Origin of the sequence: Caballeronia calidae (assembly GCF_900044055.2) — a bacterium.
Lineage (GTDB): Bacteria > Pseudomonadota > Gammaproteobacteria > Burkholderiales > Burkholderiaceae > Caballeronia > Caballeronia calidae.
In genome coordinates, this window is the sequence record NZ_FCOX02000197.1 from 1 (window position 1) to 3,316 (window position 3,316).

Below are 3,316 nucleotides of genomic sequence, written 5' to 3' on the forward strand. Positions count from 1 at the left end.
GCAAGGATAGCTTTTTCGAAAGGAGACGTGGGTAAAGGCCGTGCTGCGCACGGCGCGCTATCCCTCCTCGGCCTGAAGGCCGTGGTTTCCCGCGCAACCGGATGAACATCGTCACTCAGGGCGCAGCCGAGACGGGCGCGCCCGCATTAGACAAACCAGCCGACAAGTTCCGGTACGGCTTTCTCAAAGGCAACCCGCAGCTCACGAAGAACGGCGAACTGAAGCACCTGCTCACCATCGAAGGGCTGCCGCGCGGGATCGTCACGCATATTCTCGATACCGCCGAGCAGTTCGTGAGCGTGACCGATCGCGAGGTGAAGAAGGTGCCGCTCCTGCGCGGCAAGTCGGTGTTCAATCTTTTCTTCGAGAACTCGACGCGCACGCGCACCACGTTCGAAATCGCGGCGAAGCGGCTCTCGGCGGACGTGCTGAACCTGAACATCAACGCGTCGTCGACGAGCAAGGGCGAATCGCTGCTCGACACGATCAACAATCTCTCCGCGATGCACGCCGACATGTTCGTCGTGCGTCACGCATCGAGCGGCGCGCCGTACCTGATCGCCGAGCACTGCGCGCCGCACGTGCACGTGATCAATGCGGGCGACGGCCGTCACGCGCATCCGACGCAGGGCCTGCTCGACATGTACACGATCCGCCATTACAAGCGCGACTTCACGAAGCTGCGCGTGGCGATCGTCGGCGACATCCTGCATTCGCGCGTCGCGCGCTCGGACATTCACGCGCTGACCACCCTCGGCGTGCCCGAAGTGCGCGCGATCGGACCGCGCACGCTCCTGCCCGGCAATCTCGACCAGATGGGCGTGCACGTCTATCACAATCTCGACGAAGGCCTGAAGGGCGTCGACGTGATCATCATGCTGCGCCTGCAGAACGAGCGCATGAGCGGCGCGCTGCTGCCGTCCGCGCAGGAGTATTTCAAGAGCTGGGGCTTGACGCCCGAGCGTCTCGCGCTCGCCGCGCCCGATGCCATCGTGATGCATCCGGGCCCGATGAACCGCGGCGTCGAAATCGACTCGCAAGTGGCCGACGGCCCGCAGTCGGTGATCCTGAATCAGGTGACCTTCGGCATCGCCGTGCGCATGGCGGTGATGGGCATCGTGGCCGGCAACAGTGATTAAGAAATCGATATGAAGATCCAGATTCAAAACGGCACGATCATCGATCCGGCCGCGGGCACCGAAGAGCGCAAGGACGTATTCATCGCGGCGGGCAGGATCGTCGGCCTGGGCCAGGCGCCCGCCGATTTCCACGCCGCGAAAGTCATCGACGCGTCCGGGCTGCACATCGCGCCGGGTTTCGTCGATCTGTCCGCGCGCCTGCGCGAGCCGGGCTTCGAGCACAAGGCGACGCTCGAATCCGAAATGGCCGCCGCGATGGCGGGTGGCGTGACGAGCCTCGTGTGCCCGCCCGACACCGATCCGACGCTCGACGAGCCCGGTCTCGTCGAGATGCTCAAGTTCCGTGCGCAGAAGCTGCATCTCGCGCATGTGTATCCGCTCGGCGCGCTGACCGTCGGCCTGAAGGGCGAGACCATCACCGAGATGGTGGAGCTGACCGAAGCAGGCTGCGTCGGCTTCTCGCAAGCCGATAACCCGATCGTCGATACACGCACGCTGCAGCGCGCGCTGCAATACGCGACGACTTACGGCTACACCGTGTGGCTGCGTCCGCAAGACGCGTACATGTCGAAGGGCGGCGTGGCCGCGAGTGGCGCGGTGGCGTCGCGGCTCGGGTTGTCGGGCGTGCCGGCGGCGGCGGAGACTATCGCGCTGCATACGATCTTCGAACTGATGCGCGTGACGGGCGCGCGCGTGCATCTGTCGCATCTGTCGTCGGCGGCGGGTGTCGGGCTCGTGCGCGCGGCGAAGGCGGAAGGGCTCGCCGTGTCGTGCGACGTGACGATCAACCACGTGCATCTGACGGACATCGACATCGGTTATTTCGATGCGCAATTCCGCCTCGATCCGCCGTTGCGTCAGCAACGCGACCGCGAAGCGATTCGTGCCGGCCTCGCGGACGGCACCATCGACGCGATCTGCTCCGATCACACGCCGCTCGACGACGACGAGAAACTCCTGCCCTTCGCCGAGGCGACGCCCGGCGCAACGGGTCTCGAACTGCTGTTGTCGCTCACGGTGAAGTGGGCGCACGAGGCGAACGTGCCGCTCGCGAAGGCGCTCGCGCGCATCACGTCCGCGCCCGCCGACGTGCTGAAGCTGCCCGCGGGCCGCATCGCGACGGGCGCGATCGCCGATCTGTGCGTTTTCGATGCGGCAGGCGCATGGCGCGTCGATCCGCAGAAGCTGAAGAGCCAGGGCCGCAACACGCCGTTCCTCGGCTACGAGCTGCCGGCGCGCGTGCGTGCGACCGTCGTCGGCGGTCACGTCGCTTACGAGAGCCGCTGAACATGGGCGTCACGCTGCGCAAGCTGCGGCTTCTCGTCCACTTGCTGTACGGCATGTGGATCGTCGCGATGCGCTTTCCGCGCGCGTCCGCGAGCGAGCGCAGCGAGTTGAACCGCGTGTGGTCGCTCGAGATGCTGCGGCTGTCCGGCATGAAGCTCGTCGTTCACAACGACGAAGCGCGGCTCGATGCTGGCGTGCTCGTCGTGGGCAATCACATCTCGTGGATCGATATCTACGTGATCAATGCGTGGCGTCCGACGCCATTCGTGTCGAAGGCCGAAATTCGCAAGTGGCCGGTCGTCGGCTGGCTCGCGCATCAGCTGGACACGGTGTTCGTTCAGCGCGAGAAGCGCAGCGACGCGAAGCGCATCATGCACGAGCTGGCCGAGCGGCTGCTCGCCGGCGAAATGATGTGCGTGTTCCCCGAAGGCACCACGACCGATGGCCGGTCGCTGCTGCCGTTTCACGCGAACCTGTTTCAGGCGGCGGTCTCGGCGTCGTGCCCGGTGCAGCCGATCTGCCTCATGTACGAGGATGCGCAGGGTAGGCAGTCGACCGCGCCCGCGTATATCGGCGATATGTCGCTCAACGATTCGCTCGATGCGCTCTTGCGCGCGGGAAAGGTCACCGCGCATCTCTACGTGTGCGATCCGCTCGCGCCGGGCGCAGACCGGCGGCTGCTCGCGAGCGAGGCGCAAGCGTCGGTGAGCGCGGCGCTGGACCGGATGCGCGGCGCACCGGCCGTGCTCAGCGATGCGCTGGCCGTCGAAGCTGTCATTACGTCTTCATCCGGCTGCGGGGAAAACCACGGCCTTCAGACCGGCGAAGGATAGCGCGCCGCGCGCAGCACGGGGTTCATCCACGTCTCCCTTCGGTAAGCCTAACCTTGT

At 65.8% G+C, this 3,316-nt stretch carries 3 protein-coding genes; all 3 read left to right on the top strand.

From position 1 onward, the window contains the following. Positions 1-101: 101 nt before the first annotated feature. From AWB78_RS41820 to AWB78_RS41830, 3 genes are read left to right on the top strand one after another with little or no spacing between them, the layout of a single operon-like run. Positions 102-1,139 carry an aspartate carbamoyltransferase catalytic subunit gene (locus AWB78_RS41820; RefSeq protein ID WP_062613088.1) on the top strand — a complete coding sequence of 346 codons (1,038 nt, stop codon included), beginning with the start codon at positions 102-104 and terminating at the stop codon, positions 1,137-1,139. A 9-nt stretch (positions 1,140-1,148) separates the two neighbouring features. Continuing rightward, complete coding sequence (locus AWB78_RS41825; RefSeq protein ID WP_062613090.1) at positions 1,149-2,426, top strand: dihydroorotase; 1,278 nt, start codon at positions 1,149-1,151, stop codon at positions 2,424-2,426. A gap of 2 nt (positions 2,427-2,428) precedes the next feature. Beyond that, on the top strand, positions 2,429-3,259 hold the full coding sequence (locus AWB78_RS41830; protein ID WP_062613092.1) for a lysophospholipid acyltransferase family protein: 831 nt from the start codon (positions 2,429-2,431) through the stop codon (positions 3,257-3,259). Positions 3,260-3,316: the final 57 nt, after the last annotated feature.

What these genes read in the sequence shown, in the direction of transcription:
- AWB78_RS41820 (WP_062613088.1), top strand. Translation starts at nt 102, where the DNA reads ATGAACATCGTCACTCAGGGCGCAGCCGAGACGGGCGCGCCCGCATTA.
- AWB78_RS41825 (WP_062613090.1), top strand. Translation starts at nt 1,149, where the DNA reads ATGAAGATCCAGATTCAAAACGGCACGATCATCGATCCGGCCGCGGGC.
- AWB78_RS41830 (WP_062613092.1), top strand. Translation starts at nt 2,429, where the DNA reads ATGGGCGTCACGCTGCGCAAGCTGCGGCTTCTCGTCCACTTGCTGTAC.